This is a genomic window from Eubacterium album, assembly GCF_025336545.1.
GTDB classification, from domain to species: Bacteria; Bacillota; Clostridia; order Lachnospirales; family Lachnospiraceae; genus Eubacterium_U; species Eubacterium_U album.
The window spans coordinates 291,887-318,091 of sequence record NZ_JAODBU010000006.1; the positions used below are offsets into that span (position 1 = coordinate 291,887).

General features: G+C 38.1%; 34 protein-coding genes. 15 read left to right on the forward strand and 19 right to left on the reverse strand.

The window, feature by feature from the left end:
- Positions 1 to 96: 96 nt before the first annotated feature.
- The 8 genes from N5B56_RS07390 to N5B56_RS07425 form a co-directional block, all read right to left on the reverse strand.
- Positions 97 to 600, reverse strand: a complete 504-nt coding sequence (locus tag N5B56_RS07390) for an antirestriction protein ArdA (RefSeq protein WP_260978652.1) — start codon at positions 598 to 600, stop codon at positions 97 to 99.
- Between the two features lie 16 nt (positions 601 to 616).
- Positions 617 to 1,012 carry a hypothetical protein gene (locus N5B56_RS07395; RefSeq protein ID WP_118365087.1) on the reverse strand — a complete coding sequence of 132 codons (396 nt, stop codon included), beginning with the start codon at positions 1,010 to 1,012 and terminating at the stop codon, positions 617 to 619.
- A gap of 15 nt (positions 1,013 to 1,027) precedes the next feature.
- Positions 1,028 to 1,519, reverse strand: coding sequence for an antirestriction protein ArdA (locus tag N5B56_RS07400; RefSeq protein ID WP_055200583.1), 492 nt, complete (start codon positions 1,517 to 1,519; stop codon positions 1,028 to 1,030).
- An 83-nt stretch (positions 1,520 to 1,602) separates the two neighbouring features.
- Positions 1,603 to 2,130, reverse strand: coding sequence for a YcxB family protein (locus N5B56_RS07405; RefSeq protein ID WP_005334889.1), 528 nt, complete (start codon positions 2,128 to 2,130; stop codon positions 1,603 to 1,605).
- Between the two features lie 97 nt (positions 2,131 to 2,227).
- Positions 2,228 to 2,449 carry a hypothetical protein gene (locus tag N5B56_RS07410; protein WP_004844214.1) on the reverse strand — a complete coding sequence of 74 codons (222 nt, stop codon included), beginning with the start codon at positions 2,447 to 2,449 and terminating at the stop codon, positions 2,228 to 2,230.
- On the reverse strand, positions 2,446 to 2,580 hold the full coding sequence (locus N5B56_RS07415) for a DUF3789 domain-containing protein (protein WP_005611092.1): 135 nt from the start codon (positions 2,578 to 2,580) through the stop codon (positions 2,446 to 2,448). The genes N5B56_RS07410 and N5B56_RS07415 overlap by 4 nt, the downstream gene beginning before the upstream one ends.
- A 3-nt stretch (positions 2,581 to 2,583) precedes the next feature.
- Complete coding sequence (gene mobT / locus N5B56_RS07420; protein ID WP_428979593.1) at positions 2,584 to 3,783, reverse strand: MobT family relaxase; 1,200 nt, start codon at positions 3,781 to 3,783, stop codon at positions 2,584 to 2,586.
- A gap of 252 nt (positions 3,784 to 4,035) precedes the next feature.
- Positions 4,036 to 4,449, reverse strand: coding sequence for a hypothetical protein (locus tag N5B56_RS07425; RefSeq protein WP_118640745.1), 414 nt, complete (start codon positions 4,447 to 4,449; stop codon positions 4,036 to 4,038).
- Positions 4,450 to 4,556: 107 nt separating this feature from the next.
- Between N5B56_RS07425 and N5B56_RS07430 the strand changes: the two genes are divergently transcribed.
- Positions 4,557 to 4,757: a helix-turn-helix domain-containing protein gene (locus tag N5B56_RS07430; RefSeq protein ID WP_117613155.1), complete on the forward strand. Its 201-nt coding sequence runs from the start codon at positions 4,557 to 4,559 to the stop codon at positions 4,755 to 4,757.
- On the opposite strand, the gene N5B56_RS07435 is transcribed toward N5B56_RS07430, so the two are convergent.
- The 5 genes from N5B56_RS07435 to N5B56_RS07455 form a co-directional block, all read right to left on the reverse strand.
- The gene (locus tag N5B56_RS07435; protein WP_260978653.1) at positions 4,749 to 6,137 is read right to left on the reverse strand and encodes an FtsK/SpoIIIE domain-containing protein; all 1,389 of its coding nucleotides are present in this window, start codon (positions 6,135 to 6,137) and stop codon (positions 4,749 to 4,751) included. The genes N5B56_RS07430 and N5B56_RS07435 overlap by 9 nt on opposite strands.
- Before the next feature lie 74 nt (positions 6,138 to 6,211).
- Entirely contained in the window at positions 6,212 to 6,829 is a 618-nt protein-coding gene (locus N5B56_RS07440; RefSeq protein ID WP_118278886.1) for a hypothetical protein, read from the reverse strand.
- A gap of 87 nt (positions 6,830 to 6,916) precedes the next feature.
- Positions 6,917 to 7,300 (reverse strand): YdcP family protein, encoded by a 384-nt coding sequence (locus N5B56_RS07445; protein ID WP_260978654.1) that lies wholly within the window; start codon positions 7,298 to 7,300, stop codon positions 6,917 to 6,919.
- Positions 7,301 to 7,315: 15 nt separating this feature from the next.
- Positions 7,316 to 7,639 carry a YdcP family protein gene (locus tag N5B56_RS07450; protein ID WP_008704175.1) on the reverse strand — a complete coding sequence of 108 codons (324 nt, stop codon included), beginning with the start codon at positions 7,637 to 7,639 and terminating at the stop codon, positions 7,316 to 7,318.
- A 177-nt stretch (positions 7,640 to 7,816) separates the two neighbouring features.
- A complete protein-coding gene (locus N5B56_RS07455) occupies positions 7,817 to 10,870 on the reverse strand; it encodes a VaFE repeat-containing surface-anchored protein (RefSeq protein WP_260978655.1) in 3,054 nt (1,017 codons plus the stop codon).
- Positions 10,871 to 11,234: 364 nt separating this feature from the next.
- On the opposite strand from N5B56_RS07455, the gene N5B56_RS07460 reads away from it, so the two are divergent.
- The 4 genes from N5B56_RS07460 to N5B56_RS13530 all read left to right on the forward strand — a co-directional run bounded on the left by N5B56_RS07460 (position 11,235) and on the right by N5B56_RS13530 (position 13,734).
- The gene (locus N5B56_RS07460; protein ID WP_260978656.1) at positions 11,235 to 11,639 is read left to right on the forward strand and encodes a transposase; all 405 of its coding nucleotides are present in this window, start codon (positions 11,235 to 11,237) and stop codon (positions 11,637 to 11,639) included.
- Positions 11,640 to 11,677: 38 nt separating this feature from the next.
- A complete protein-coding gene (locus N5B56_RS07465; RefSeq protein WP_260978657.1) occupies positions 11,678 to 12,196 on the forward strand; it encodes a GrpB family protein in 519 nt (172 codons plus the stop codon).
- 297 nt (positions 12,197 to 12,493) lie between these two features.
- Positions 12,494 to 13,465: a GNAT family N-acetyltransferase gene (locus N5B56_RS07470; RefSeq protein WP_260978658.1), complete on the forward strand. Its 972-nt coding sequence runs from the start codon at positions 12,494 to 12,496 to the stop codon at positions 13,463 to 13,465.
- 152 nt (positions 13,466 to 13,617) lie between these two features.
- Positions 13,618 to 13,734 carry a putative holin-like toxin gene (locus N5B56_RS13530; RefSeq protein WP_022085598.1) on the forward strand — a complete coding sequence of 39 codons (117 nt, stop codon included), beginning with the start codon at positions 13,618 to 13,620 and terminating at the stop codon, positions 13,732 to 13,734.
- Between the two features lie 144 nt (positions 13,735 to 13,878).
- Here N5B56_RS13530 and N5B56_RS07475 read toward each other — a convergent pair whose 3' ends face one another.
- Positions 13,879 to 14,418 (reverse strand): helix-turn-helix domain-containing protein, encoded by a 540-nt coding sequence (locus tag N5B56_RS07475; RefSeq protein ID WP_260978659.1) that lies wholly within the window; start codon positions 14,416 to 14,418, stop codon positions 13,879 to 13,881.
- A gap of 374 nt (positions 14,419 to 14,792) precedes the next feature.
- Here N5B56_RS07475 and N5B56_RS07480 point away from each other — a divergent pair, with 374 nt between their 5' ends.
- The 8 genes from N5B56_RS07480 to N5B56_RS07515 all read left to right on the forward strand — a co-directional run bounded on the left by N5B56_RS07480 (position 14,793) and on the right by N5B56_RS07515 (position 21,895).
- Positions 14,793 to 15,854, forward strand: coding sequence for a site-specific integrase (locus tag N5B56_RS07480; protein ID WP_260978660.1), 1,062 nt, complete (start codon positions 14,793 to 14,795; stop codon positions 15,852 to 15,854).
- Entirely contained in the window at positions 15,851 to 16,240 is a 390-nt protein-coding gene (locus tag N5B56_RS07485; RefSeq protein ID WP_260978661.1) for a plasmid mobilization protein, read from the forward strand. Before N5B56_RS07480 ends, N5B56_RS07485 begins: the two co-directional genes overlap by 4 nt.
- Before the next feature lie 107 nt (positions 16,241 to 16,347).
- Positions 16,348 to 17,328 carry an AAA family ATPase gene (locus N5B56_RS07490; RefSeq protein ID WP_260978662.1) on the forward strand — a complete coding sequence of 327 codons (981 nt, stop codon included), beginning with the start codon at positions 16,348 to 16,350 and terminating at the stop codon, positions 17,326 to 17,328.
- 48 nt (positions 17,329 to 17,376) lie between these two features.
- Positions 17,377 to 17,685 (forward strand): complexin-2, encoded by a 309-nt coding sequence (locus tag N5B56_RS07495; RefSeq protein WP_313958659.1) that lies wholly within the window; start codon positions 17,377 to 17,379, stop codon positions 17,683 to 17,685.
- Positions 17,686 to 17,975: 290 nt separating this feature from the next.
- A complete protein-coding gene (locus tag N5B56_RS07500; RefSeq protein ID WP_260978663.1) occupies positions 17,976 to 19,595 on the forward strand; it encodes a plasmid recombination protein in 1,620 nt (539 codons plus the stop codon).
- A gap of 21 nt (positions 19,596 to 19,616) precedes the next feature.
- Positions 19,617 to 19,967, forward strand: a complete 351-nt coding sequence (locus tag N5B56_RS07505) for a DUF6061 family protein (RefSeq protein ID WP_260978664.1) — start codon at positions 19,617 to 19,619, stop codon at positions 19,965 to 19,967.
- 79 nt (positions 19,968 to 20,046) lie between these two features.
- On the forward strand, positions 20,047 to 20,949 hold the full coding sequence (locus N5B56_RS07510; RefSeq protein ID WP_260978665.1) for a hypothetical protein: 903 nt from the start codon (positions 20,047 to 20,049) through the stop codon (positions 20,947 to 20,949).
- A gap of 4 nt (positions 20,950 to 20,953) precedes the next feature.
- Positions 20,954 to 21,895 carry a DUF1848 domain-containing protein gene (locus tag N5B56_RS07515; protein ID WP_260978666.1) on the forward strand — a complete coding sequence of 314 codons (942 nt, stop codon included), beginning with the start codon at positions 20,954 to 20,956 and terminating at the stop codon, positions 21,893 to 21,895.
- Between the two features lie 252 nt (positions 21,896 to 22,147).
- On the opposite strand, the gene N5B56_RS07520 is transcribed toward N5B56_RS07515, so the two are convergent.
- Genes N5B56_RS07520 through N5B56_RS07535 form a run of 4 tightly spaced genes read right to left on the reverse strand, consistent with a single transcriptional unit; the run spans position 22,148 to position 24,634 of the window.
- On the reverse strand, positions 22,148 to 23,449 hold the full coding sequence (locus N5B56_RS07520; RefSeq protein WP_260978667.1) for an ImmA/IrrE family metallo-endopeptidase: 1,302 nt from the start codon (positions 23,447 to 23,449) through the stop codon (positions 22,148 to 22,150).
- Positions 23,449 to 23,763 carry a hypothetical protein gene (locus N5B56_RS07525; protein WP_260978668.1) on the reverse strand — a complete coding sequence of 105 codons (315 nt, stop codon included), beginning with the start codon at positions 23,761 to 23,763 and terminating at the stop codon, positions 23,449 to 23,451. Before N5B56_RS07525 ends, N5B56_RS07520 begins: the two co-directional genes overlap by 1 nt.
- On the reverse strand, positions 23,756 to 23,992 hold the full coding sequence (locus tag N5B56_RS07530; protein ID WP_181967115.1) for a colicin E3/pyocin S6 family cytotoxin: 237 nt from the start codon (positions 23,990 to 23,992) through the stop codon (positions 23,756 to 23,758). The genes N5B56_RS07525 and N5B56_RS07530 overlap by 8 nt, the downstream gene beginning before the upstream one ends.
- A gap of 33 nt (positions 23,993 to 24,025) precedes the next feature.
- Positions 24,026 to 24,634 (reverse strand): helix-turn-helix domain-containing protein, encoded by a 609-nt coding sequence (locus N5B56_RS07535; RefSeq protein ID WP_260978669.1) that lies wholly within the window; start codon positions 24,632 to 24,634, stop codon positions 24,026 to 24,028.
- 160 nt (positions 24,635 to 24,794) lie between these two features.
- On the opposite strand from N5B56_RS07535, the gene N5B56_RS07540 reads away from it, so the two are divergent.
- Positions 24,795 to 24,983 carry a helix-turn-helix transcriptional regulator gene (locus N5B56_RS07540; protein ID WP_260978670.1) on the forward strand — a complete coding sequence of 63 codons (189 nt, stop codon included), beginning with the start codon at positions 24,795 to 24,797 and terminating at the stop codon, positions 24,981 to 24,983.
- Between the two features lie 11 nt (positions 24,984 to 24,994).
- Positions 24,995 to 25,243 (forward strand): Arm DNA-binding domain-containing protein, encoded by a 249-nt coding sequence (locus N5B56_RS13450; protein WP_346432196.1) that lies wholly within the window; start codon positions 24,995 to 24,997, stop codon positions 25,241 to 25,243.
- Here the strand turns inward: N5B56_RS13450 and istB are convergent.
- Positions 25,197 to 25,907, reverse strand: a complete 711-nt coding sequence (gene istB / locus N5B56_RS07550) for an IS21-like element helper ATPase IstB (RefSeq protein WP_313958660.1) — start codon at positions 25,905 to 25,907, stop codon at positions 25,197 to 25,199. The two genes, N5B56_RS13450 and istB, sit on opposite strands and share 47 nt — an antisense overlap.
- Positions 25,908 to 26,205 lie beyond the last annotated feature (298 nt).

The following is a 26,205-nucleotide window of genomic DNA, read 5'->3' on the forward strand; positions in this document are numbered from 1 at the left end:
TCATTTTCATAACAACAGGGACAGCCGGATTTAACAGACTGTCCCCAAGAGAAAAGCTGACAGTAGCACCAGTAGTTGGTGCTGATCTGCCAGCCCTTAACGCAGTACTTCACAGATACCAGCGTTTGTCGCAATAAATGTCCCCTCTATATCGAGGTCACGCCCGTAGGCTTCATAGTCGATATAGTTCTGTAAAGAGGACGGGATTTCTCCGAGTACCTGTTCTTCATCAATCAGATAGTAGGCTAAATCGGTCATCGTTTCACAGCCGGAATACAGAATGATGTCATCTTTATGCTCCACCAGTTCTTCCAGACTTCCATAATAGGATACGAAACTGTCCAAGTCGTCCAGCAGGTAATCCGGTAATTCTTCCAACTGCTCATAGATACGGTTCAGTTCTTCGATGGAAATGTATTCGCTAATCTCCATCGGGAAGTTGTCCGTATCATGGATTGCGTATTCTTCGTACTCTGCATTTAAGCCGATACGTTCTGCAATCACTTCTTCGTCCAACGGAAAAGAGAACCAGTCCCCGACCAGTTCTTCCTCATTGTACTTGCCAAGATTGGCTATATAGACTTGCATATCATCAATCATAAGCGGTCACTTCCTTTCACTCTTTGTATTCATAAAATCTGCCATGCACACACAAGAACCGTTCTGATGGTTCTTCCATATCCGAACAGTTCCGATGGTATGTAACATTGCAAAGTCCGGCTTCCAGCTCTTGCAGGTTTGGAAACCATTCTCTTTGAATTGCAGGTATATCTTCGGGTGGAATTTCACTCTCCGAAATCGCAAGGCAGATATTGTTTAACAGGTCAAGGTCTGTATCTTGCAGGATTTCAAAAGGGAAATCATAATCACTGATAAGATAACGGTCACTGTCCGGCGGTAAGCCAATGGATTGTTTTAATGCTTCTATGTTGCAGGGAAGTGTAAACCATGCACAGCCTGTATCTTTTTCCTGTTCATCAAGATTGATAACAAATACTTTCATTTCTGCCATAAGCAATACCACCTGTCAAAGTTTGAACATACCATTGTTGCAGAGAGCATAACGTCCTTTTTCTTCCAACTCATGGGCGTAGGCTTCCAGATTAAAATATTTCTTTCCCTTTTCGGATAGTGCAGAAAATTCAATGTTATGCTCCAAGCGGTAACGGGCAACGTCCATGATGTTGTGGCATTCTGGATAAAACAGAAATTCTTCCGACTTCTGCAATAAATCCTCAACACCGCCACAATACGGAATCAACTCTTTATAAGCCTGCTGAACCTCTGGCGATAAATCCGTGTAAGCAAAGTACAGCTTATTTAAGCGTCTGACAGAAGTTGTCCTTACAATGTCGCCAGCAAAAGGAAGTTTCATATCTGTGATTTGATAATCTTTGCTGTCAGCTTCCACACCGAGCAGGTCACGGAACAGCTCATAATCAATGGGTAAATCAAACCAGCGAGAGGTTTTATCCTCTGCTGATTTGGTCGTTTCAATCAATACGCTACATTCTTCCATCGTAATTCAGTCCTTTCTTCTAATTTTGAGTATGAAAAAAGCAGTCGATCATAACTGAAAGACTGCTTAACTCTAAAACAATATTAAAGCGTTTCTTCTTTTAAATTCTGACTCAAAAGGGATTTTAACTCTTTTACATCATTTTCAGACAAATCATTTTGATTAACAAGAACCATTTCATTTTTTATTGTTCTGATATATATGTAATTTCTGAAAATCCCCCAACATTTAAAGGCGTTCCAATGATTAGTCCCGTTACCGATATCAGAACTAACTGTAATACCATCGGTATCAAAACAATATTCACGTTTTCCCGAAGTCAATTTATTATCCATCTTTGAATGAACAATATTTATTACTTTTTTCTGAAATGTGTTAGCTCCGTTTATGATAATCCAGATAAAGAAAACCGAAAATAATAATCCAATAATACCATATCCAATACGACTATTCATAAAACAAAGAATCGTATATATTAACATTATGACAGCCATCACAGACGATAACCCTGTTGCAAATTTACGTTTCTTTACATTTTTATCACTGGCTAAAACGATTTCTTTTAAAATATCTTGTTCTTGCTGTCCGATTTCAATACTGTATCTAACCATAATAAGAATCTCCTTTAAACATTTTAATGATATTAGTATATTACCACAAATTAGTATATTACCACAAGTTTGTGTTCAAAATGTGGGATCCTTAATTTTACGCTCCAATAATCTTATTAAATAACTGTAACAATACGTCTTTTACGCCGGACGCATTGAATACAAGACCAACGGCGACTAAGGCAACTACCAAGAATCCGATAAGTTTGGAAAACTCACGCTTGAATCCCAAGTAGATTCCGATAACAACAATCGCCATCAGCACAAGGCTCTGTGCGTTGCTTAAAAACCAGTTATAAAGGTTCTGTCCAAAATTCATGCTTTCTTTTCTCCTTTCAGTTCCATCATTTTTCGGTCAGACTGTCTGCCAGCCTGTAAAATACACATGGCAATCACGCCAACTGTTCCACCTAAAGAGAAGAACAGGAAGTCAAATAATAATCGTTGCATTTTTCAATTCTCCTTTTCTAAAATTACATCTTCGGTTGATGTGGTCTGTTGTTCGATTATCTTGTAGTGCTTTTCCGTCAGTTTCGTGGATTTACGGATTTCTTTCAGATAATCAATCCCTGTTTTCGCTGTGATTGTTTCCAGCATTTTGAGTGTCGGGTCAACCTGCCGTTGAATCCAGCGTAGGGTTCTGTCCAGTGTGTAGGGTTCGGGTTTGGTCGTGAGCTTTAACGGCTCTCTGTTTTCCCCGATGAACCACGCCCAGCGGACAGATAATTTCCAGTCGTTCCGTTTCTTGTCTGCTTCCTTATCCACAAAGCGTACATAACGGTTGATAATAGAAAATGCCGTCCGTTCAGCGTCATAGTAAGTCAGCAGGTCACGGACAGCATAATAAGCACGTTCATTTTTTAACCGTATTTCAAATCTGTTTTTTATCGGTGCTTCCTCAATGGGAATCCCAAGTTTGATGTACTGCTCATAGCTTTTTTCATAGACACAGAAGTACACCTCACTTTTCAATGAGCCGATGTAAAGTGTATAGCCCATACCAGCCTTGTCCTGTTCCTCATGCTTGACCAGTTCGCCGGAAGCATAGGACTTAAAGGAACGGAACACCGATACACATTCCTCATTCCGGCATTTTTCGGTCAGTTCTGGAATATCCAACATTCCTGTATGGTCATTGATGGCAAGGTCAAGGCGTTTCATCACACCACCGTCCACCAGAGCGTCCATAAGGAAATCATACCAGCTCCGTTCCTGTGCCAGCAGATAACTTTCAAACTGGCGACAGCCTTTTCCTTTCAGTTCCAGCAGGACACCTTTTTCTTCATCGGGAGAAGTATATACGAAAATATCTCCGATGTAGTAGTGTTCCGTGTAGCTGTAATGCCCGAAGTCCTCATGTATCATGTACTGGATATTGAGCTGTAAGATGTCCTTAATGATGTGTCCAATATCCAGTGTCGGAAACCGTATCCTCACATAATCAAACAGCATGGTAAGCGGTGCTTCTGGATTGAATTTTTCCAGAGCTTCCAAAAGTTTTACTTTCATTTCTTCTGTGACCGCCACCTTTCCGGATTCGATACGGCTTAAATGTTCACGGCTGATTCCAGCCATGACCGCAAGTTTCGTCTGGGATACACCGTACTGCAAACGTCTGTCTGCAAAATCCTGTATCCACTCTGTATCATTCAGTGCGATACCCCCTTTACGAAAAAACTGTGACATTTTATATCCGATGTCACAGCAGTAAAAAAAGCTACCAAATGCTTGATTTCAGCTAAGAATCGGTAACTTTTGTGTATGTTTCCTTGTGATTTGTGCCCCTCTGTTAGATACCGAGGGGCTTGATATTGCTGGCGTGGCTACCGCCACACCAGCAAGGCTAGTCCGTACCTGTGGCTTTCGCTCCGCACGCCACCTGTCCGTCCTGCCTTATGTGTGCAATCATTCCATTTCCAGAGTAAATTTTTCTGGATTGTCCACAATATTGTATGAACCGTCTATCTGGTTCTCCTGCTGATAGGAAAAGCTAAATGCCGAGTTGCCGGATTCAGCGTCTTTCTGGTTCTTGTAGACCGTAACAGAAAGTGCGTGGGGAATCTGAATATCATAACTGAAACGGACACTGTGAAAAGAATTGTCCCTGCATTTTTCAAATATTTGTTCCGCACATTTCTGTTGATCGGTCACAATCAGAGTGTTGAGTATGACTGACACCCGTAGCTCATAATGGTTATCCGAGCCAGAGCCGGACGAAGAAGATACGTCCATCTGCCGACCCCATTGCAAGTAAGACAGGCTTCCTGCCAAGAGCAGAAGTATAGTGATTGCTATAATTATTGTCCGTTTTCTTATCATTTTAATTTCCTCCATACACCTGTATTACAGTACAAGTGTAGAACAAAACAGCTTATTTTTCAATACAGCTATATTTATAATTTGATTAAAAGACGAGGTAAACAAAAATGACAGTATACATGGATTTAGAAAATCTTCTCAAAGAAAAGAATGTCAGTAAAAACAAAGTCTGTGAAGCCTGTAATTTACAGAGGACACAGCTCAACAACTATTGCAAAAATAAAGTAACCAGAATCGACTTCTCCATCTTAGCAAAGTTATGTGAATATCTGGACTGCACACCTAATGACATCTTGAAATTAAAGTAAGGCTTCGGATTGTTCCAGAGCCTTTTTTTCTGTTCTCCTTTCTACAAGTTCCCCAATCGTACCCAAGAAATCATAGCTTTTGGGTACAAGGGGAGTGTAAAATTCCGATATGACGCTTGTTCCCACATCACAGTATCCACGCCCTTTGATTCGCTTCTGGAAAAACTGTTTTTTTACATCACTTCCAAAGAGCATACCGTAACCGAGTTCACTCATGCGACCAAGTCCCACACGGAAGTTGAAATTATCTCTGATACCATCTCCGAAATATTTTGCGTCTGGACGCTGGCAAGCCACAATCAGAAAGTATCCAGCCTGTCTGCCGAGCATAACGATTTTCTTTAGCTGGCTTAACAGGGCAGTGCTTTCCTTTGTCGTCAGCATTTCCAAAAACGCCACATATTCATCAAAGATAAGGAACTGTGGAGCAAGCCCCAGATAGGCGTAGTTTTCTCCTGTGCGGTAGTTCGGGTGCAGTTTCATTTCTTCCGAGCGTGTGACCATGCCCTCATAAAAGGCATTGACGCAGTCAATCATATCGTCTTTCGTGTGATAGACGTTTCTCATGACTGTTCCCAAGTCTGCAAGGTCAGCGTTCTTCGGGTCAAGAATGTATAAATCCGCATTGGTTTTAAGCAGGGCTTCAATGATGGTCAGCAGAAAATAGGTCTTTCCACCACCTGTACCACCGCAGATAAGGGCATGGGGAAGTGAATCATATTCCCACACCAGATTTTTCATTAACCGCAGACCGCCGTTTTCGGCAATCACTTCATCAATCGAAATACGATTCGCTATCATATCATAGAGCAGGGTGTATTCGATATATCCGTCATGCAGTGTCTTGTCGGTCAGCTCACAGTACAGCCCCGATTCCAGTTTATCCTCTAAGGACAGGAGCTGTTCTTGATATTTTCCCATTGTGATTTCACACAGGATATGGAGCAAGCCATTGTCCATCTGATAGTAGATTTTGGGAAACCACACGATTTTTTCTCTTGATCTGCTTTGCAGGTCAGTGAAAAAACCGCTGTCTTTGGTGTTCTCCGCTTCATACCATTTATTTTCCAGCACCATACGAGCCAACTTTTGTCTGTGTAGCAACCGCTTGATACGGTCATATCCGTAACGGTAGTAGAGAAAAGTGACCAATACACAAATACCAGTCGCTATCAGAACCGTAATGGAATTGTAGGCAGTCCAAGTAATTCCGGCATGGAGCAGGTTAAAATCTTTCCAGTCGGTAACAAGGAGCTGTCGCAGGTTCAGTAGCAGGAATACCGCAACGAACAGGAGCAACAACCAGCCGATACAGAAATGATAGACCAGTGACTTGTCACTGGCACGAATCCTGTTACCTTTAGATTTCCATGTTTTCATATAAGCTCCTTTCTTCGGGCATAAGAAAAGCAGTCAATCGTGTAGACTAACTGCTTTGCAAATATAAGTATTATTTAGTTTAACGGTAATACAACGTCCAAGTATGCTGTAATAAAACTTGCCATTTCATCATCTAAATCAGCCACCCGTTTTACATAACTTTCATTTTGAAAATTAAGTACTTTAAATATTTTTTCATACTGTGAAATAACAAAATCCGCATCACGAATATCAAATGTCAATTTAGGAGAATCCAGCATATTGTGTCCAACAATTTTATTTCGATACTCAGATATACGAGCAACCAATTTATCACAGGTACTTCGGTCAATTTCCTTTTTTATTGCACCTAAAGAATCATAATACTCTTGCTTTTTTTCGTCTTTAATATATCTAAAAATATTATTTTTAAATTTATCAACGGTCAAACAATCTTTTTCTTTATCGTCAGTAAACGCTTTAATTTGAAGAACTAATTCCCAAGCCACGGTTATATATATTCGCCTTAAGATAATCCTAATCTCAAATCTTTCTGTACTATCATTACTATTACGATAAGCTACATCTCGTTCATATACCATGTTTAAGAACAGCAAATTATACTTTGCTTCAATCAGCCTATCAGCTAAATTATCTCTCTCTTGTACATATGCGTCACAATATTCCGCTTTTATATAATCTTTATAATCCATATTTATGACTCCTAAAAAATGATTTGATGATTTAATACATTATAACAATTGCATTTGACCAGTACAATGAAAATCTAAGCTATGGATTTATTTCTTCGCTGGTTGCTGTGGAGCATTGTTCTGTGGATTTCCGGCGCGAGTACCTTTGTTCTTCGGAACAATATCGTCTGCCTTTACATACCAGTCCACATCTGCACCACGGTAATTCGCATTAGCTACCGTATCTGCAACAGGGTTGATAAGTTCCACTTCGGCGTTGTAGTCATAGTCCTTTAACGGAATAGTCGCCGGAACAGATACCTGTATCATGCGTCCCTGTGTGTTGCACTTCAAATCGTAAGTGCGTTCCTTGATTTCTTCACTGACTGTTCCATCTTCATTCTGTACATGAACCTCACGGCGTAATGCGGAGAACTTCAACACTCCGAAAGTCTTTTCTTTATCAATGACGATTCCATTTGCTAATCTCATAATCTGAATACCCCCTTATTTACTTTCTGCTGGTAACATATCGTCTGCAAGTAAGATGTAATTGACAAAACCACGTTCCCCGATTTTATAGCCATCGGTAGTGATTCGTGGGTTGATAAGTTTTACTTTCTGCTCCGGCGAGAAATGTTTTTCGCCAGCTTTGGCAGGAAGTGTCACAACTACATCATCAGCTCTCTGCACATCAGAATACAGGTTGTAGCTTCTGGTAATGACAGCCATACGCCCGTTGATTCTCTGCTGTTCCGTAGTATTTTCTCCGGCAAACTCCAAGTTCCCGAATGTCTTTTCCATGTTTGGTACGACAAATCTTAATTCCATAAATGATTGACCTCTTTTCTTTCTGTTTTAGTTTCTTTCCTGCTGTACTTTGTGGGGAGATACACTCCCCACGCCCCTAGTGGACTTCACGTTCCCGTAAATCAGAGCTTCACGGGAGCGTGAAGTTGCAAAAAGGGTGGCGACCTTGAACGCTCTACCAACCGCTACATTACCGCCTTATGATTTCTTTTTACGGCGTTTGAAGTAAAGCATACTGCCAAGCTCTACGCAGGAAAGACCGAGCATGGCAAGATAAGCATAGATATTGGTATTGTCGCCTGTTTTTGGGCTGTCACTTGTCTTAGTAACCGTAGATGGTGTATCCGGCGTGTCGCTATCCTTTGGTGTGTCTGGGACTTCCGGCACTTCCTTGATTGTCACAGTCTGTCCATCGTCTGTGATGTCCTTATGTTCTGTCACTTTCTTTGCTTCGTCTGGATTGCTCATATCGTATAATTCCTCAAATGTGACAAGGCTCTTGCCACCAAGAGAAGAACCATCAAAGGTAAAGGCAATCTCAACCGTCATTTTTTCATTGTCGGCTGTAAACTCATAATCATTGGATACTTTCTTTCCATCAATCAGAAGTTCTGCATTTTCCTCTTTTAACATCTGCCAGCCGGAAAGTTTGTATTTTGTTCCAACTTCCAGACCATCTAATGTGACTTTATCCACAATCGTTACATCTTTTCCGGCTTCGATTTCTTTCTTGCCGTTCTTGTCCGTAGCGGTCGTATGGATTTTGATGATACGTTCCGTGATAAAAACGGTCTGTCCATCATCGTTGATGTCTTTATGTTCGGCAACCTTGACAGGCTCTTTCGGATTGCTCATATCGTACAATTCCTCAAAGGTAACAAGGTTCTGACCGCCAAGAGAAGAACCGTCAAAACTGTAAGTAATCTCAACCGTCATTTTTTCACTGTCAGCAGTGAATGTGTAATCACTGTCTACACATTTCCCGTCAATCAGAAGTTCGGCGTTTTCTTCCTTTAACATCTGCCAGCCAGAAAGTTTATATTTTCTGCCTGTTTCCAAGCCATCAAGTGTGACTTTGTCCACGATCTTGATGTCTTTTCCAGCAACAATCATTTTTTCGCCTGTTTTCTTGTCGGTAGCTGTGGTATGGATTGTGATTTCTTTTTCGTATTCATCAGTAAGTGTCCCTAAATCTACGGTCACTTTATTTCTGGATACGACCACCTCAAAAGCTGGAATCAGCTTAAATCCGGTATTGGAATCACATTTTAATTCCTCAATCACATAGGTATCATAGAGTAATGCACCTTTGCTGTCGTCTGGTTCAGATGTCCCAAACCATACACCGTCCTCACTGGATTTTCCAGCATTGGTATTGACTTTGTGGGAAGCCCAGCTTGAAGCAGTGGAGAACTGACCGTTTTTGTCAGTAACTACAATATGGGATTCTCCTGTTGTCTTGCTTGTAATTCTGAATGGAACACCTGCAAGGCGTTTATGTGTACCTGCACCGATTTTTACACCCTCAATATCGCCACGTTTAATCTGGTTGTAGACAGAGTGGGATTTGTCGGTCAAGTCCACGATTTTTCCATCTTCCGTGATAGAAAAGTCGATTGTCTTTGCACCATCTGTTAAGTAGCCCTCTGGTGCTTTGCTTTCTTCTAATCTGTATTTTCCGTAAGGGAGTAAATCAGCAGAAGTAGAAGCAATTCCGTCAATGCCTGTCTGAATCTTCTTTACCGTTTCATTCTTGCTGTATAATTTTCCCTTAACCAGTACAGGACTGTCATTTAAGGAAATGATATTAAATTCTGTGTACTGTAAGGTAGCACCGCCCTGTGCTTTGGTATCCTTTGTTTCAAGGTCACGCTTCTGGATTTTTACACCGCCACGGATAACTTTGTCGGATACGGAATACTGGTTGCTTCCAGAAAGTACGGCAAGTTCGCCATCTTCGGAAATCTGTGTAAGGTATGTTCCCTTAATCTGTTCGGAACTTCCGTCAGCCTGCATATATGCACCCTCTAATAAGTAGCCGTTTGGTGCTTTTGTTTCTGTGACAGTGAGGGTACCAAGTGGCAGTACATTTTTACCGTCCTGTGTATAGAAGCTGTCGCCAGATACTTTGTAGCTGTCGGCAAGTCTGGATACATAATGGATAGTTCCGTCACTGTCTTTTTTGGCAACGGTTTTGGTTGTCCATGTACGGGTAGCCTTTGCAGGGAGATTGTCTGCATTGTAGTAATCGTCATAATAGCTCCATGTGAACTCTGCACCCTCTAAAGAAGCAGTTCCCTGTGGAGTGGATTTTCCTGTTTCCATGTCGATTTTAAATAAATCAATCAAAGTTTCTGTGACCTTTGGAGTGTCCGCAACAGTCAAAGTCGCTGTTTTCTCAACTTCCACATTTAAGGGATGGACAGTAGAATCCAGCTTGTAACCCTTTGGAGCAGAAAGCTCCTTGATGTAAACTGTTCCGGCTTTTACCTCAACTTCTTTGGTATCACCGTTTCCATCGGCAGTAAGTGTGGCAAGCTGGCTGTTACAGCCCTTATCAGAATAGACACCAAATGTCGCACCCTCAAAGGAATAGCTGGCGTTACCATCTGTGACCGTTGGATTGGAAGAAGTCTTTTTGACTTTTGCATTTCCCACATTTAACTTCGTCCAGAACTGTCCGATGTCCTGTCCTTCGCCAGTGTAGATGTAACCACCACATTCATAGCGTCCTTTGTTTTCTTTCACAAATGCTTTCGCACCAGTGTACACTTCATTTTGTATTGTCTGTGAGATTTCATTATAAGAAGCTCTGACGTTGTCACACTGCCAGCCGAGCTGTTCACTCAATCTCTGCCAGATAACACACTGTTCCAGCAAATACTTCTGGTTGTTATTCAGTCCGGTATGAGTAGCGGTATATTGCTTGACGTACTCTAATGAAAGAGCAACGTCCGCAATCTGATCGCTACTCATACGGGAGCTTGCGTCAGAGCGTGTTTTATAGCCATTCTTGAAACTGGTATTGATGTCCACGCAGTAAGCAGTTTCGCCCTCAACTTTCATGTGTCCCTCATTAAATGTGGATTTGATAGAACCATCATTCATAACGTGTTCAATGTAGCCGACACGTTCTGCTGATTCTGTCCAGTATTGATTGCCGGAAGCGTGAACCGCCGTCATTGGTAATGCCGTGAGAATGGTTGCAAAAGCAAGCGTTCCTGTCAGTAATCGCTTTACTAGCTTATTCATATTTTCTCTTTCTCCTTTCGATTTTGGGTATGAAAAAAGACGCTCATTTATTGAACGCCTTTAACTAAATAGTCGATATTGAGATTTGGGATTAGGTACAAATCAGATAATTTTAATTGCACCTCATTGCATTAAAATTGCATTTTTTAATATTTTTATATGGTTTTATAGTTACTTATATTGCCTAAAAATGGCTTAAAATCAACGATTTTGCTTTATACTCCGTACTGTCTGTCTGGAGTTTGAATAACGGATTAGAATGCCGAAAGCCTGTATTTATGCGGGCTTCCGGCATTTGTTTTATCAAATGGCTCTAGTTTGGCTCTATTTGTGGGTGGAGTAATTGATTGGAAGGGAGATAAAAATGAAACAGTTATCCGAGAATGATGCATATGAAAATTATTATCAATTTGTAGGTGCTACAAAATACAGAAAACCTCTTTTTTATGACAATGAGATTCGTGATAGATTAAGTTGCATTATAGCAGACATTTTTAATAAAAAAGAAGAGATAGAGTTAGTTGAAAGTACAGTTGCATATAATCATATTCATGTTTTAGTAAAAACGCAAGTAGATCCTTCTAAAGTAGGACAACTTTTATTTGGGGTTTCGTCAAGAATATTGAGAAAAGAATTTCCTGTTCTTGTAGAACAAATACCAAAAGGTTTGTGGGGTGGTAAGTCATTTGAACCTATTGTTGATAAAAACCACCTTGATAATTGCATTTCATATATTAGAAGACATCAACCTGATAACACAAAGATATAAACAGGTTTATTGCAGAATGAAAAGAGGAAAATGTTATTATGCCATTAGGATTAAAAAGAGGAACAGTGCAGCTTGAACCACATGATAAACAGTGGGATGAGGCTGCCATTCAAACAATCAGAAAACTTAAATCTATATTAGGTGATGATGCTATTGATATACAGCATATTGGGAGTACAGCAATACCGGCAATCAAAGCAAAACCGGTTATTGATATTGTCGTTGGGGTAACCGATTTTGAGAGAATAATGTTACATAATGAGCAGTTACAGAAGGAAGGAATCTTTTATCGTGGCTCGGATGTGGAATATCAGATTCTTTATGTAATGGGTGATATGGAAAAGGATATTAGGACACACCATATTCATGTTGTGAAGTGGAATGGAACTGAGTGGAAGAATTATATTCATTTTAGAGATTGTCTAAATGCTAATGAGAATATAGCTTTGCAGTATGATAGGGTGAAGGAAGAACTGGAAAGTAAGTATGCAGATGATAGGGTGGCATATACTAATGGAAAGCAAGAAATGATAGATATTATTCTGAATGGCAAATAGATTGTTGACATGAATTGCCAAGACTGGTATATTATTCAACAAAAACAAGGAGAACATACACATGAATCAGAACTTATATTCAAGACATTATATGTACATGTATTACGGACGTACACGGCTATAAACATGCAAGGATAGTGCATTAGGTTATAGCTTGTAGGTCTTTTAGTCTAGTGCATAAAACCAGAATATAAGAGAAGATTTTACATACATTGCATCTTATTAAATTGGAGATATCGCACTGGACATTGAATGTTTGGTGCGATTTTTTATGTTTACAAGAAAGAGGTGCAGAAAATGAATGATTTAATTGAACTTAAACTGATAACAAGAGAAGATGCTGAATGTCTGCATAAACTGCAGATAGAAGCGTTTATGCCCTTATATGAAAAATATCAGGATGATGCTACAAGTCCGGCGAAAGAAAGCCTTGAAACAATAACAAAGAAGATAGTTGATGATAATTCGGATTTCTATTTTATTTTGTTTAATGGTGAGAAAGCTGGAGCTGTAAGAGTTAAATGGCATAAAGGGCAAAAAGTACACAAGAATGTAAATTGGATATCTCCTATTTTTGTTATTCCAAAATTTCAAAATAAAGGAATTGCCAGTAACGTAATCAAACAATTATTTGATATTTATCCGAATACAATAGAATGGTGGTTATCTACTATTAAGCAGGAAGAGAAAAATTGTCATTTGTATGAAAAATGTGGATTTGTTCGAACTGGAGATGAAATAGTTGTAAAAGAAAATATGACATTAGTTTTTTATGTAAAGAGTTATATTGAGGTAAGGAGATTTAAGGAAGAGGATGCCAAAGAGGTCAGAAATCTTATTGTCAGGAATTTCTTAGAGGTTAATAGTAAAGATTATGGCATATCAGCAATGGAAAAACTTGCAAAGGTTTACGATGTGGAAAAAGTTCTGAATGTGGCAAGTTATGCGCATATGTACGTCTTTGAATTTGATGGAAAAATAATTGGAACAGGTTCTATCTCAAGTTTTTGGGGAAGTGAAACAGAAAGTATACTTTTGTCCATTTTTGTCCTCCCAGAATTTCATGGGAAGGGTGTTGGAAGAAAAATCATAAATACATTAGAAACGGATGAATTTTATGTAAGAGCAAGCAGAATTGAGATACCGGCATCCATTACAGCAACGGAATTTTATAGAAAATTTGGATATGATTACAAAAATGGTGTTAAGGAATTGGATGATGAACACCATTACAGATTGGAAAAGTTTAAGGCGGCAGGGTTGAAATAACAACAGATAATCAATTATTTTTATTTATCCTTGCAGAAGCATTAGTTCTTATGTTAGGATACTCTCTAAGGAAAGTACCCATGACAGGGTGGTAGCCTCCCGAGTTTTATGATACCGGGCAACCGGAATACATAGGAAGGGAGGTGGCGCCGATGACGGCTTATGAGATCATTTCGATTTTCATTGGGATATTAGCATTGTTGATGTCCTTTGGTAGCTTGATTGTAGCGTTGCTTGCCTTTCTCGATAAGAGAAACAAGCGAAAATAAAAATGCCTATCCTGTCTGCCAACAGGATAGGCGGTGTCCTTAAGGACATTCATTAACCTAAACTCGGAGCATCCACCTTTGGAGTGGGTGCTTTCTGTTTAATTAGATATTATCATCTTATGTCTGATAATTCAAGAGGTTTCACTAATTTGGGAAAAATTTTACAGTAAGGCGGTCAGTGCCTTTTTTGACAACCATATTGTCATCAAGCAGGTGTTGCTTGATTTCTTCGATATTTTCATTGATATGCTGCAAACTGTCAGCATACTCTTCTTCTGAATAATCATCTTTAGCTTTTAGCATATTTTCACGAATTTCCAAAGCTTTCATATAGGTACAAAGTTTCTTGTTGATGAGGTTGTTCTTAAATGACAGCTTTACAGTTGATGGCTTGAAATTGCCCTCATCGTCCTTATCTGCTTCAAATTTCATATCAATCTGGTCATCCAGTTTAAACAGCAATGATAATACATCAGAAACTGTTTCTATATCAAAATCCATGAAAATGTTAATACTGATGCCTAATGCATTGGCAATCTTTAAAAGCTGGTCAGGCTTTGGATTACGGATTCCATATTCATATTTCTTTATTGTTGCGGAGTTTATGCCGGATAACTGACCAAGCGTTTCCTGCGATATTCCACGCATATTGCGAAAGTATTTAATCTTTTCTCCAATAGTCATAAAAATGCTCCTTTATGATTTGTTACCCCTATTCTATCACAATGGGACACATTTGTGTATAAAAATTTGATTAAATTACTTGACGGACACAAATGTGTACTATACAATACGAGTAAATAAGGTCATAAAAGTGTACTAAAATAAAAACAGGAAGGAGAACACAATATGGAGAATACGATGAAGATGTATGTAACAGCAGATGAAGCTGCACAGATTCTTGGAGTATCAAGAGGATATGCTTATAAAATCATTCGTGGTCTTAATAATGAATTGAAAGAAAAAGGCTATCGAGTGATTTCAGGCAAGGTACCTACAAAGTATTTTAAAGAAAAGTTTATGGTATGGCAGTTGGTTAATGGAGAGGAGATGATGATATGCCAGCTACAAGAGATGGTAAAACATGGCGCAGCCAGTTCTATTATGAGGACTGGCAGGGTGTACGCCATAAAAAGAACAAAAGAGGCTTTAAGACAAAAGCAGAAGCAGAGGAGTGGGAGCGGAACTTCCGTCAACAGCAGAGAAAAGATTTGGATATTAACTTTGAGAATTTTGTTGAAATCTATTTCTCTGATGTGGAGAACCGGCTTAGAGAAAGCACAATCAAGAATAAAAGATATGTGTTTGATTTAAAGGTTACACCTTATTTTAAAAAGAAAAAGATGTGTGAGATTAAGACTTCAGATATCCGGGCTTGGCAGAATGAATTGATTAAGCAGGGGTACGCACCAACTTATCTTAAAGGTATTAATAACCAGTTGGCAGTACTTTTCAATTATGCGGTCAGATATAATGACCTGAAAGATAATCCATGCAGGAAAGCAGGAAGTATCGGGAAAAGCAAGGCTGATGATATGGAGTTTTGGACAAAACAGGAATTTAAGCAGTTTCTTCCGTCTATGGACAAGAAACCGGAGGCGAGAATGGCATTTATGCTTCTGTATTGGACAGGGATGCGTATAGGAGAATTGCTGGCACTTACCTATGAAGATATTGATTTGGAAAAACGAATTATAAGCATTTCTAAATCATATCAGAGATTGGATGGAAGAGATGTAATTACACCGCCTAAGACACCAAAGAGCAATCGTAAGATTACTATTCCACCATTTCTGGCAGAAGAGTTAAAAGAATATTGTAGTCGTTTATATGGAATTATGCCAAATGAAAGAATGTTCCGATTTACAAAATCTTATATGGAGCATGAGATTGTACGAGGCATAAAGGAAACAGGAGTTAAGAGAATCCGTATTCATGATCTGCGTCACAGCCACGCATCACTTCTGGTGGAGCTTGGATTTCAGCCATTGGCAATAGCAGAACGACTGGGACATGAAAAGATAGAAACAACATTAAATACTTATTCACATTTATATCCGAATAAGCAGGCAGAACTGGCAGACAGGCTAGAGCTGGAGAATGGGGAGGACAATCTATGAGTGGAGTACACAAACATCCAACAATCAGCTTTCGTGTATCGGACAGAGAGTGGGAAATGATTGAAGCTAAGATACTTGCAAGTGGTATGCAGAAGAAAGATTATTTTGTCCGTTCCTGCATTTATAACAGAATATGTGTTGTAGGAAAGAAAGAGGTCATTTACCAGCTTGTAGAGGAATTGCAGAATATGCAGACAAATCTTTCCGAACTGGTAAAACAACTGGGACAGCAGGAGGTAACACTTACTGCTGAGGGGTTGGAAGATATGCGAAATGACTGTATGGATATGTTACAGGCGATTATTGCAATGCTGGATGGTGCAAAGTATCTCTGGCAGGGAGTACAGATTGATAAAGAAAGAAGTCCTGACAGCGGCAACTGTTAGGACTTGCGGTAACAAAAGAAAACCTCTGTTACACCTGTAAATACAACTAGAGTATAGCAGAGGTTCTTCTTAGGAGCAAATAAAAGATTTGAAAATGGAGGACTTTTATGGAAGGACAGAAGACAGAATTAAAGATAATACGAATGTCGGAGGTTGAGTCACAAGAAGTGAAATGGCTGTGGTATCCGTTTATACCATATGGGAAGCTGACAATTATTCAGGGAGATCCGGGTGATGGAAAGACCACATTGGTGTTAAACATAGCAGTAAAGCTGTCAAAGGGAGAATGTCTCGACAGTGATATGGATGTGCAGGAGCCGGTAAATGTCATTTATCAGACAGCAGAGGATGGACTGGCAGATACAGTAAAGCCGAGGCTTGAACTTGCCGGGGCGGACTGTGAAAAGATACTGGTTATTGATGAAAGTGATAAATCTTTATCTATGGCAGATGAAAGACTGGAAGAGGCACTTGCAAAGACAGGGGCAAAAGTATTGATATTAGACCCGATACAGGCGTATCTCGGTGGTGGCATGGATATGAACCGGGCAAATGAGGCAAGAGATATGACGAAGAAGCTGGGAGCATTAGCAGAGAAATACCAGTGTGCAATTCTTCTTATTGGTCATATGAACAAGGCATCTGGTAATAAAGCTGCATACAGGGGCATGGGTTCCATTGACTTCTTTGCTGTGGCGAGGAGTGTGCTTTTGGTCGGCAGAATAGAGGGAGAACCTAATACAAGAGCAGTTGTTCAGATAAAGAATAATCTTGCGGCATTTGGACATCCGAAGGCATTTATGTTATCAGAAACGGGCTTTCGTTGGTTGGGAGATTATGAGATTACAGCAGATGAAGTACTTGGCGGTATTGCACCAAAGGCAAATAAGCTGGAACAAGCAAAGCAAATGCTTCGTGAATTGGCAGAAACAACTAATATGGTGCAGAGTAATGAAATATTTGAAATGGCTGATAGACAGGGCATTTCAAAGAGAACATTGGAAAATGCAAAGAAAGAATTGGGCATCCAGGCAAAGAAAATCAATAACTCGTGGTATTGGGAATTGGATGCAGTAAAACAGAGATAGGACAAGAACGCAACATTGCAGGCTATATAGAAATTGCGGAGATAAAATTTGCAAGGTTGCAAAGCATATAGACTTTGCAGTGTTGCGGTCTTGAACGAGTTAGGAAAGGAATGGTGGATTGATATGAAAAATGTACAGATTTCAGAAGAACTTTTCGTTGCGATAATGAGATATTTTATGTTGGAACAGGAGGAAATGTTGCCTCAGATAAAACAGGGACTAGAGAAGAAGCTGGATGCAATGGTAATGAGAGAATTATATACAAAATATAAGACTGCACCAACGGAAGAAGAAAAGGAAAAGGCTCGAAAGGAATATTTGGATAGACGAGGTGTGCCGGAGAGCTTCCGGTGGTAGTTTTTTCTTAAACATATATAACGGCTGCGTGTCACGCTTCCGTTAGAATCGATAAGGAAAATGTGGTGTGCTTGACACAGTAGAGGCTTGTGTACACTGACTGCCGCAGGCAGAAAAGCTCCCGGCAGGGCGCAAAACCTGACTTGTCAGGTTGCATTTTTGATGGCGTAGCTGTCAAAAGTGCTTTTGCGTTACTTTCGACGAAAGTAACAAAGCCAGAGCGAGGAAACCTCGCTCTATGCCGAAATCCGGCGCTAATATGACAGATAAAAGAAAGGGGAAGATTGCCTATGGAGAGAACGATAAGTGCAATGATCGGAAAAGGTTCTGTGAACCATAATACCAGAGCATTTACAGCTAAAAATGTAGATAAAAACAGAAGTGCTGATAATGTGGAATTTTGCCAGGAAGATATTAAGCAGGTTTATCATAAATTGTTTGATGAAGCACGGGAACGATATAATGCAAAACAGAAACGGAAAGATCGCATGATTGATAATTACTATGAAAAAATCAGGAGGGGTAAGCAGGAAAAGTTATTTCATGAAGTGATATTTCAGATTGGAAATAAAGATGATATGAATGCCAAAAATGAAGATGGATTGTTGGCAAAAAGGATTTTAACGGAATTTATGGATGAGTTCCAAGCTAGAAATCCGAACTTGTATGTATTCTCGGCGCATTTGCATATGGATGAAGAAACACCGCATTTGCATATTGATTTTGTACCATATATTACAGGAAGTAAGCGAGGACTTGATACAAGGGTATCATTAAAATCTGCACTAGCGGCAGAAGGATTTGCTGGTGGTACAAGGGGTGCAACAGAATTAAATCAATGGATTGCATCAGAGAAGCAGGAACTTGCTACAGTCATGGAGCGATATGGTGTGGAATGGCTGAAAAAGGGAACACATGAGAAGCATTTGTCGGTGCTTGAATTTGAAAAGAAAGAGCGAGCAAAAGAAGTAGCTGAGCTGGATAGCCAAAAACAGGAAATATCTTCGGTGGTTTTACAGCTTGGGGAAGCGGTTTCTGTAAAGAAACAGGAATTGCAAAATGTTACTATAGAAAAGGAACTGGCTGAGGAAGCTATACAGAAGGCAAATGAAGAGAGAACTATAGCACAACAAGAGAAGGAAGTACTGCTTGCAGGTAATCAGAATTTGAGGATGGAGAATACAAGGCTTGAAAGTCGCAAGGACAGACTTCGCATGGAAAATCATGATTTGAAGCAGAAGCAGCTACAGTTGCAGACAGATAATGAAGAACTGGAACAAAGGAATGAAGATTTACAATATAAGAATAGTAAATTGAAGAATGTGAATGATCAGTTATCTGCTGACAATCACACTCTGGAGCAAAGGAATGATTCATTGAAATCTGATAATCAGGCACTAAGACAGAAATACAATGATTTGCAACAGAATAATGTTCAACTTGAAAAGCAACAGAATGAGCTTAAGAGCCATATAGAGCAGATAGTACAGTCGGAGCAGTTATTACAGCGTGATGTAAGGAAGTATGATGAAGCACCGGAATGGCAGTTGCCGGGACCGGGAGCATTTGCAAGTGCTAAGTCATTTCGGGAGAAGGTGGTTATACCATTTGTGAATAAACTTAAGACCTTGATAAAAAATCTGACAATCCAGTGCGTAAGGCTGAAAGAGGAAGTATTACAGCTTCGGAAGGAAAAGAAGAGACTGTCAGATGATGTGGAGTTTTATAAGGGTAAGATTAAGGATATGAGTGATAGGACAGAGCTGTTGCAGGAAAAGGCTGATGATCTGGAGCGTGTGAAGAGATATGCTGGTGCGGAGCAGATTGATGCGATTATTCGTAAGGTAAAGGAACAGGAGCGTACAGAACAGCAGATAAGGCGGTATGACAGGTCCTATGGGACAAGATAATGGGAAGGATGGATTGATGATATGAAAGATAATCGAATGGATAATATCGTAGAATGTGCTTATAACATGGATAACGGCTATGTTGAGGTGTGGTTTACAGATGGAAATATGTTACGGATAAAGTGCGAAGAAGTGGAGGCTGCTCTGAGGACAACAGAGCAGTCTCTGGCGAAGTTGCATAGGTTGTTGGATAACAAGCCGATAGAGTATGTGGCAATGGCTTTGTCCGGGGAAATGCAGGCATATTGTGATATTGAGGATGATATGGTTAAGGGAATGTTTGGGACGATTGTGCAGGGGTATTTGAAAAAGGGGTATAATCGGGCTACGGCGGAGATGATGGCTAGGGAGTTCTTTAGTTATGAGAGTTGAGATAGATGTAAATAAAATAACTATAAGAATGTGAAAAAATGTAGTATAATTAATAAAAATATGTGTGGGAGGGAATGATATGCTTTTATATGATTTGATTGAGAAATGTTCTTACAGAGATGAATATCAGAAGGAACATGAACAATGTGAGGATTGCTCATATGGGGACTGTTGTCCACGAGATTGTCAAAGTTGTTTACAGTATGTACATTTTCCTCAAAATGCTCCGGCTCCAAGAAAATATGACTGTATACATATGGCAGATTGCTATTATTGTAAATATGCATATAAATATGCATCTGAAATGGTGTATGAATTAAGCTGCTTTGCTGAAATTCGAGATAAGAAGAAATTGAAGATTATGTCAGTTGGATGCGGACCATGTACAGAATTGGCTGCAGTTGATTATCTTAGAAATGAGGGGGTGCTTAATTATGACCAATTGGACTATAGGGGAATTGATCCATTAGGAGAGGTATGGCAACCTATTTGGAATGATATTATAGATTATTTTGGCGACGGAATAAGATTTTATCCAAATGATATATTACAATTAGTGGATATTATTGTTCCAAAAAAGTGGGTGCCAGATGTGCTTATTTTTCAATATGTATTTTCGGATATGTATAAACATTCAGACGAAAAGCAAATAGTTCAGTTTATTGGTAAGTTGGCATCTTTTTTGAATTCATATAATCAAGAGCCTATATATATTTTGTGTAATGACATTAATCTCAGCAAATCTATGGGCGGAGGAAGAGAATTCTTTGATTTATTAGAGTCAAAAATTCAAACACCGAAAATAGTGAGAAGAATGCATTTTAATAATGTAAATAAAGAAAGACATTACGAATATGGCGGGCAGTATGATAGTAGTGAGCTCGTCTTTAATATGATTTCAGATGAAATTAGAAATGCGTATAATCCATTTGAAAGTTGTGCTAGCGCACAGATGCTCATAAAAAAGGAAAGAAAGAAGTGATGAAATGATATTAAGTGTTAGTAGAAGAACGGATATTCCTAATTATTATTCGGAATGGTTCTATAATAGAATAAAAGAAGGATTTTTATATGTTCGTAATCCTATGAATGCTCATCAGATAAGTGAAATAAAAATTACTCCAGATGTTGTAGATTGCATAGTGTTTTGGACAAAGAACCCTTTGCCAATGATAAAGAGGTTAGACGAGATAAAAGATTATAATTATTATTTTCAATTCACATTAACGGGATATGGAAATGATGTTGAGGTTAATTTGCCAAATAAAAAAACAAAAATGATTCCAGTATTTCAAGAACTATCTGAAAAAATTGGCAAGCAAAAAGTGATTTGGAGATATGATCCTATATTCTTTTCTGATAGATATACGAAAGAATATCATTTGAAGGCATTTAAAAGTATTGCTGAGGCTTTAAGTGGATACACGGAAAAATGCGTGATTAGTTTTGTTGATATATATCCTAAAAATAAAAAAAATATGGATGGATTGTCAAGTTATGAATTAAATGATGATGAGCTGCGGGAATTTGCTGAGAAATTAAGTAAGATAGCTGCGGATAATAATATTAAGATTGGAAGTTGTGCAGAAAAAATAGATTTGGATGAATGTGGTATAATTCATAATTGTTGCATAGATAGAGAATTAATTGAAAAAATTATCGGATGTAAACTTAATGTTGGCAAAGACAAAAATCAGCGTAAAGAATGTGGATGCGTTGAAAGCGTTGAAATAGGTACTTATAATACATGCAAAAATGGATGTGCATATTGCTATGCAAATTATAGTTCAAAAAGTGTAGAAACAAACGTTGCCAAATATGATCCTTCGTCACCTCTTCTATGTGGGCAAGTTCAAGAAGATGACAAAATAACGATTAGAAAAGTTGAGTCATTAAAAGAAACACAGCTAAGTATTTTTGATATGTGAGTTCATTATTATAACGTATATTTTTAAGAGTATATTTGGCTCCATTTTGGCTCTAAAAATTTTAGACGAGGTACACAAAAATGCGAAATAAGATGAATATGAAGAATAAAATGCACAAATGTGCACCTAGAAACAGCCAGATAAATCTCTCCGTCCAAGAGTTTGAGTAAAAAAATGGAGCTCGGAAATCCAGCATTTATGCGGGTTTCCGGGCTCTTGTTGTGTGGTTTGAGTGCAGATTGAGTATAAAAATTAATTTTTCTTTTGAAATATTTCTTCTGTTTTTCGAAAAAGAAATTGATCAAACTCTTCAGTGTTGGTAATCCATTCTAAATCAGAACGACTGAGAAATTTTTGTTTTAATATATTATAAAATTCTTGTTTAGAATAAGAACACTGAGAAGTATTTAGATTCCCTATGATTCCATTTATGCGACCGAATAGGCTAGCACGTTCTTTTTTGTCTGGATAATAATAATCAATAATATTATGTAAAATAGTTTTAGAATCCCTTCTATCATGTGTGTTTCCAGTGAATTTGTAATCAGCACGACAATACCAGACGGTAATTTTTATATGCTTGCCAGAAGCAGTTGTGTGATAAATACAATTTTGGCTGTACCAGTTATCTGTATCAATGTTGTTTTGATAGGGAGAATGGATATATGTATTAGGAGCAAAAATATATTTATAGTTATGTGATGAAACAACTTCTATTTTTAATATGGTTCCTGGTAATAGATATTGTCTAAGATTATTAAATAAATGAGCATAATTAATATTTGAGGAAGATACAAGTTTATTGCAAATAGTGGCACAATGAGATTTAGTTGAAATATGCTTTGCAATTTTTTGTATGGTAGTTTCATCAAGTATATTTTTGAAATGATATATTTTGACGCTCATTATGTCAGTATCAATATTTTCAGTATCTAAACAGTTAATTGCAAGCCAATTATTATCAAGCGTGTAATTGGGATTTTCCAGTAAAAAAGGTCTAGGACTATTAGAACCACATTTCATATGTGAATAATTATTAATTTTGTTATTGATTATAAATAGATAATTTGCAGGAAGTAGTGGTATTATATTATATATTGCGGCAGGCAATGAAACAATCGCTCTTTGACATATATCGTCTATTAATGTTGTAATTTTGTTATTATGTTGTGCTATTAAGGATTGTAACCAGGATGAAGGCATAAGCAGCTCTGCTGCAAAAGCATTTGCTTCTTGTTCCATTTGATAATACTCTGTTATATCAATTTCATTTAAAAATTCTGTTGTACATGAAATCATTCCGGTATGTGAAGGTATTTGCAAATGAGCTAGCTCATGTGCATATGTGAATCGTTTACGTAAAGGGGACATATTGCTTTTTATAATAATGAGGGGTTTGTCATTATTGAGGCAGATGGCATCGCCATCAACAGGAATATAGGCTTCTTTAACGTCGGCATAATGCTTCAAGAGTTCATCTATTTTTACTGGTAGTGATAGTTTATGATATTGAAAAAATTTTTTTGCTCTTTTTCGTGCTAATTCTATACTCATTATTCAATCATTCCTTTTTCTTTAAGCCAATTATAAATCTTTTTTGCTTCTTCCGGTGATGAAGAACGAGCGACTAATTTAGAAGTATATTCTTCTTTAAGTAATTCATTAATATTAATGTCTTTTTCGTGAGCTGAAATGATATATTTAAGATAGAAATCATTTTCAACCCAAAGAAAGTATTCTTCTTCTGTCATACCAAGATATTCAAATACACTACAATCTGTATCTGAGTCATGCCATTTTTTTATATAATCATCAATTTCATCTAATATTGCGTCTGCATTAATAACATCATTGATAAAATTAGACATCACTTAATTTCCTCCCTTTTACTGCTGGTTTAATTGTTCGACCTGTGATTTTATCAGCGGATCCAAGATGTACTCCGTTTTTAGCACTATAGATTTCTACGTCACCATGCTGCGAATCCCACTGATATAGTCTTTTTCCATCTCTGGATTTCCAAGTTTTTTTACCTTCAATTCTTTTCGAAAGAATAAAGCAATCTTCGAGAAAAGAAGGTGGACTATATGGTATCAAATGTTTATTCCTCCTTATTTTTAAACAGATATATTAAGGAATTAATCTTATTCCTGATCTCTGCAATTCCAATTCTACCTTCTCTTTCGTCTCTGCTATTTCCCCTATAGCTGCCTGTGTAGCTTCATTTGGATTATCTCCAGCGGATTTCAAAGCACTCTGATAGAGATGATTCATCTTTTCCCATTTCAACAGGTCATTAAATACCTGGTAACTTTTGATATTCAACAATGCATCTTGCAAAGACAGCGTATGTGCTTTTCCTCTGCTGTTATATCCGATTTCAAGATAAGAAGAAAGAACCGGATTCAGATGGATAGATACAGTATCATCTTTTAACATCTTGTCCTCTCCACGCTCTCCGCTAATCTGGAGGATGCCGGAATTACAAAGGACCATAAGTACGCCCATCAGATCACCGACTGTTTCCAGACGAAGTCCGGCAGTATCACTGCCATTCAAAGCATTATAACTGACACCAAGTGCAGCTGCAATTTTCTCTAACTGAGGAGGTTGTGGCTGCATTTTATTTGTTTCGTATTTTCGGATAGAAACCGGATGGATGCCGGTCAGCTCAGCCAGTTTATCTTGCGTGATGCCGATTTGCTTTCGGCAGTATTTGATTTTTTCTCCTATAGTCATTTTTATTGCCCTCCATGTATCGAGATGGCTACATTATACCATGTTTGAAAAATTTTTTCTACTGGCATTTCAAAATACTTGACAATAGCGAAGTCGCTACATATAATGGGGATATAGAATGTAGCGATAACGCTATAAAAAAGAAAAGGAGGATGCATATATGGCAGAAAACAACAAGATTTATATTACTGCAAATGAACTCGCAGAAATGCTGGGTGTTTCTGTAGGTCATGCTTACAAGTTGATTCGTAAGCTGAATCAGGAACTTAAAAAAGAGGGATTTCTGGTGATTGCGGGTAAAGTTCCCAGACGCTATTTTGAAAAACGCTGGTATGGTTTCAGTTTGTAGGAGGTGGTCGAATGAAAGCGGAAAAAGACAAGAAAACAGGAAAATGGTTGATTCAGTATCATTATACGGATTGGCAAGGGAAACGTCGGAAATCTACCAAAAGAGGTTTTGCGACCAAAAGAGAGGCGGAGGAATGGCTTAGAAATTTCCTCATTGTAAATGTCAATATTAAAATGTACAAAAAGTGGAAAATAAAAATGTACATTTTATCCGTTAACCTTCCTTTGAATTCGACTCAAAAAGTAGTTTCTTATCTTTGAGCCTGTATGACGGACCTTTTATTGATATAACAGTGGAATGATGCAGTAATCGGTCTAATACTGCATTAGCTAGTGTTGCAGAACCGAAGAATTCACCCCACTTTGAAAATGGCATATTTGTTGTAATTATCGTACTATTCTTTTCATAACGTTTAGCTATGAGTTGGAAGAACACATTTGCAGTATCTTGATCAATAGGCATGTATCCTATTTCATCAATAATTAATACTCTGTATTTAGCATAGAATTTTAGCCTGTTTTCAAGCCTGTTTTCTTGAATTGCTTTCTTTAACTGAGTAATTAGATTTTCAAATGTAATAAAATATGTTTGATACCTTGCTTTTGCACAGGTTATTCCTAATGATGTTGCAAGATGTGTTTTACCAACACCACTAGAACCGACAAACACTACATTTTTGTGTTTGTCTACAAATCCTAATGAGTTTAACTCTAGTAACTCTTTTTTGTTTACGTTTGGTTGGAAATCGAATTCATAATCATCAAATGTTTTTAAAAATGGGAAATTGGCAACCTTTACATTTGCTAAATCTCTTCTTTTTTGATTTTCTTTTTTTTCGATTTCAACTAATTCCTCTAGTGCTTGGGTAAATGATTTTTCACCATTATTAACCAGATTGACATAAGTGTCTAGATATTCCTGCATTTTGTGTATGCCTAATTCCTCTAGACCAGATAATAAATTTGATATGTAGCCATAATACCTCCTTACAGGAGTTGATCAAGCTGCCTTAGGTTGCCCTCTGCAAGTTCATCTATCGTAGCGTTATCTTCGATACAACCAGATAAAAGTTGCTTGTAATGTGAAGTTTTATAATTAAGCTTTGCTGACTTGTAAAAGTAAATTCCGTATGAAAGACTAAATTCCACCCGCTGTTAAAAATCAACCTAAATTTAAAAGTTTTTGGTTGAATAAAGGGTAATAAGTGTTAAAATTTAAGTAC